This is a genomic window from Methanosarcina spelaei, assembly GCF_002287235.1.
GTDB classification, from domain to species: Archaea; Halobacteriota; Methanosarcinia; order Methanosarcinales; family Methanosarcinaceae; genus Methanosarcina; species Methanosarcina spelaei.
On record NZ_LMVP01000165.1, the window covers coordinates 1 to 3,994 of the forward strand.

At 38.4% G+C, this 3,994-nt stretch carries 7 protein-coding genes; all 7 read left to right on the top strand.

All coding sequences use genetic code 11. From position 1 onward, the window contains the following. The first annotated feature begins 85 nt into the window (after positions 1-85). The 7 genes from ASJ81_RS09615 to ASJ81_RS09645 all read left to right on the top strand — a co-directional run bounded on the left by ASJ81_RS09615 (position 86) and on the right by ASJ81_RS09645 (position 3,816). Positions 86-310, top strand: a complete 225-nt coding sequence (locus ASJ81_RS09615) for a hypothetical protein (protein WP_095644279.1) — start codon at positions 86-88, stop codon at positions 308-310. Between the two features lie 258 nt (positions 311-568). Beyond that, positions 569-1,366 carry a (Fe-S)-binding protein gene (locus ASJ81_RS09620; protein WP_095644280.1) on the top strand — a complete coding sequence of 266 codons (798 nt, stop codon included), beginning with the start codon at positions 569-571 and terminating at the stop codon, positions 1,364-1,366. A gap of 229 nt (positions 1,367-1,595) precedes the next feature. After that, positions 1,596-2,393, top strand: coding sequence for a (Fe-S)-binding protein (locus ASJ81_RS09625; protein WP_095644281.1), 798 nt, complete (start codon positions 1,596-1,598; stop codon positions 2,391-2,393). A 36-nt stretch (positions 2,394-2,429) separates the two neighbouring features. After that, positions 2,430-2,810, top strand: a complete 381-nt coding sequence (locus ASJ81_RS09630) for a DsrE/DsrF/TusD sulfur relay family protein (protein WP_095644282.1) — start codon at positions 2,430-2,432, stop codon at positions 2,808-2,810. Positions 2,811-2,833: 23 nt separating this feature from the next. Next, positions 2,834-3,178, top strand: a complete 345-nt coding sequence (locus tag ASJ81_RS09635) for a DsrE family protein (RefSeq protein WP_095644283.1) — start codon at positions 2,834-2,836, stop codon at positions 3,176-3,178. A gap of 16 nt (positions 3,179-3,194) precedes the next feature. Next, positions 3,195-3,491 (top strand): sulfurtransferase complex subunit TusB, encoded by a 297-nt coding sequence (gene tusB / locus ASJ81_RS09640; RefSeq protein WP_095644284.1) that lies wholly within the window; start codon positions 3,195-3,197, stop codon positions 3,489-3,491. 49 nt (positions 3,492-3,540) lie between these two features. Beyond that, a complete protein-coding gene (locus tag ASJ81_RS09645; protein WP_095644285.1) occupies positions 3,541-3,816 on the top strand; it encodes a hypothetical protein in 276 nt (91 codons plus the stop codon). The last annotated feature ends 178 nt before the right edge of the window (positions 3,817-3,994 follow it).

The window sequence follows — 3,994 nt, forward strand, 5'->3', positions numbered from 1 at the left end:
TAGTGGGGATGACAGTAAACTACGGCATTAATGAAAGGAAGGAATTACAAGCCTTTTCTGAATAAGGAAATCGAAAGGGGGCTATATGAGTTATGTTATGAACAACTCAATTATTAATACCGATATTCGTTTTTCGATAGTAGAAAACAATTCGTTTCTTGGTGCCGGATCAATTATCACAGATTTAATTCTGAGGAATGCTGATCAGAGTGATACCAAGTTGAATTCAATGATGGTGAAAGTTCTCGTCGGTAAGGGGATAGTTAATTCCGGATATTATATCCTGGGTCTGGCTTTTGAAAGTTTATAAAAATAAGGTATCGAAGTAAACGTTTAGAATGATTCATATAAAAAGCCTCACTTGCGGCAATTATATGATTAATGAATAATAAATGAATAAGCCAGATTCTAAAACTCATATCAATCTTTTTTGATATCTATACTGTGGGTTTTTATGAACTAAACCCATATCGATTAAGAGAATCAAGTTTTATTTTTGAAAGAAGAAATGTTGATATTATTATGTCAGAGAATAAGTTAATTTTCATAACTTTCGTAGGTGTTAAAGATGCCTGGAAATCCTAATGAGATAAAACTGGTAAACAACGCTATGTCTAATGCTACCCGACGGAAGATGATGAACTTTTTATTGGCAGGAGATAAAAGTACTGAGGAAATTGGAGGAGAAGTAGGGAAGACCATGCTTGATTTCCATCTCAAGCTTCTTCAGCAGGCTAGTTTGATTGAAATCGAAGAAGGGACTGTGAGACTAAGCGAATATGGAAAGAATTTCCTTAAAGAGAAAGAAGAGAAAGGTGCAGATAAAACTGCAGATATTTCTCAGGCAAAACCAATAGAAATTACTGAAGTCAGGCAACTTTTACCCTGTATAGCTGATTCCTCAAAGTTCAGGGTAATTGCAAACATAGCTCCTCCCCTGGGTGGAACTCTCAAGGTTCTTGAGCCACTCTTTCCCAGAGGCAAATATTCAGGAAAAATAAATGCCCTGATAATTCAAAAAGGAGAGATTATTACAACTGTTTACGGCACTGGAAAAGTGACCATGACAATGATAAAAAATGAGGATGAAGCAAAAGAATCTCTCAAGAACTTAAAAAATACCATCAATGAAGCTATTACAAAAGGTGTTGCTCCGGCACCAAGGGAAAAAGTCAGGGTCGAACCTATGGAGCTCTATAAGTACCTTCCTCAGACAAACTGTGGTAAGTGCGGTGAACAGAGCTGTTACACATTTGCAATAAAGCTCATGGGAGAGGAGGTCACTTTAGACAAATGCGCATCTCTAAAAGAACCAAGCTATATAACCAACTTCGAGCATCTGCAAGTCTTAAGTGCATACATTTGAGCAGAAGTAATCTGCAGTCGTTTGAAAAACAACATTTTAAACAGGAACCTCTAGAGAAGGTTAAAAATAGTGATCACTGACAGTCTAAACATTCCAAAAATTTATTATGTTCTATCGACACAGACAATTTTTATTTAGAATTGCAGAAGAAGAGCTGTGGTCAGATCCTGTGAATGGTATGCCGCTATAAGAAGTTGCCAGAAAAAAAGAACTTCAGCAGGTGTTGAAGATGTCGGAAAACCCGAATGAGACAAAACTCGTAAACTTTGCTATGGCCAATAGTATTAGAAGGAAGATAATTAACTTCCTAGCGGATGGCTACAGAAGTACCGGGGAAATCGGAGAGATAGTCGAGAAGGCAACGCTTGGCTTTCATCTCAAGATTCTCAAAGATGCCGGCCTTATTGAGCTGGAAGAAGAGACTGTAAAGTTAAGTGAATACGGAACAAATTTCCTAAAAGGTAAAAAAGAGAAAAATGCTGAAGAAATTACGGATTTCTCGCAGGCAAAACCAATAGAAATTGCAAGGGTCAAACAGGTTTTGCCCTGCATAGCTGATTCCTCAAAGCTTAGGGTGAGTGCAAATATGACTCCACCACTTAGTGGAGTTTTGAAACTCCTTGAGCCCCTCTTTCCAAGAAGTAATTATTCAGATAGAAAAGATAGCCTGATAATTCAAAAAGGAGAAATCATCACAACTGTTTATGGTAGTGGGAAAGTCTCCATCAGAATGGTCGAAAACGAGGACGAAGCTAAAGAAGAACTTGAAAGACTAAAGAGTATTATCAATGAGGCTATTGCAAAAGGTGAAGCTCCAGCTCCGAGAGAAAAAGCAAAGGTCGATCTCATTGAGATCTACAAATACCTACCCCAAACCAATTGTGGTAAGTGCGGAGAGCAGGGATGTTATAGCTTTGCCATCAAGCTTATGGCAAGACAAGTTACTCTGGAAAGGTGTACTCTTCTTAAAGAACCGGAGTACGCAAGTAAGCAGGAGCATCTGCAGGTTCTGACCAGTTACATCTAAGCTCTATTAATAAATATAGTTCGTTAGGAGGAACCATTGAAGACACTTACTATAGTGCTCACCGACGGTCCTTATATTTCAGAATACTCTGAAATTGCCTGCAAATTAGCCGAAGAAGCACTTAAACAATATCATGTGAACATATTCCTTTACCTGGATGCAGTGCATATACCCAAAAAAAGTCAGAATCCATCTTTTTTTACTAATGTAGGTGAACTTCTCACTGGACTTGCAGAGAAAGGAGCTGTAATCAGAGCATGTGCTCGGTGTGCTGCTGCAAGAGGCTACATTGCAGAAGAGAACCTTGAGAACGGAAATAACTGCAAAGACTATCACCCTGGAATAAGAATTTCCAGCCTTTATGAACTCGCAGAAATGCTGAAAAAGAGTGATAGAGTAATCTCACTGTCAAGATAAGCTCCCCAAAACAGGTCTGAACGATGAAATCAGTTTTCTATCTGCTGAACACTGCCCCATACGGAAGTGAAAAGGCATTCGGAGCATTGAATGCCGCTGCAGTAAGTCTTAATGGAATGAATGTAACTCTCGGTCTTTACGGAGATGGAGTTTATCTTGCAGCTGCTGACCAGGATAGCACAAATCTTAGAATGCCAAACCTTTCAGATATTCTCTATTCTTATGGAGAGCTAAGAGTACTGGTGCATGAGCCCTCACTGATCGAGAGGGGGCTTTTTGATAAAACTCTTATAGAGACCATAGAGCTTGTCGATGAAGAGGACTTCCTCAAAGAGATGGAAAATTTAGACTCCGTAATCTTATTTTAAAAAAAGAGGTGATAGTATGCAGGAAGAATATGACGTGTTTCTGCTGACAAAGCCTCCATCTAATCCACGGTCGGAATTGTGTCTTAAACTGGTTACTCGCTCTGGAAATGCCAGGATTTACCTTGCAGGCGATGGAGTATATCATCTGCTTTCCGGTATACTAGAACTACCCGGATACACAGTTTATGCCTGTCAGGAAGATCTCAAGGCTAGAGCTATAAACGTTAGAGAAAAAGTTATAATTCCGGACAACTTTTATTCCGTTCTTGTAGAGGATATGATGGAGCACTGTAAACGCGCATACACGTTTTAAATGACGGTTTGCAGATTACAAATAAGAGTCAACTGAAAAGAAAGTTATAATGGCTGAAAAGCTCCCACCTGAATTTATTAAGGAATTAGAATCTGTGTGTAAGTTACACGAGCAAGCAGTCTGCAACAAAGAGAAGTGCAGAGAGTTTAGTGAAACTTTATCTAACCTTCTTGTCAGTCTCGAAGACATGAAATACCACAGGACAGCAGACAGGCTAATGAGCATTCTCATAAATTGCAGCCCGAAAGAAGCATCACATTGTGAAAAAGCAACACTTTTGGGGGAGAGGATGAAAGAGGCAGTGAAAGAAACACTCTTTAGATGACATGACCTTATGAGAAAACTAACTTAATTAAACCTTAGATTCCTTTAAAATCGTTGTATAATAATACATTAAACTCTTATAATACATTAAACTCTTGTAATACATTAAATTCTTATAATACATTGAGGATCTCAAATTAGGGTTTTGACTTAAAAACTTATTCTTTTTTTCACTAACT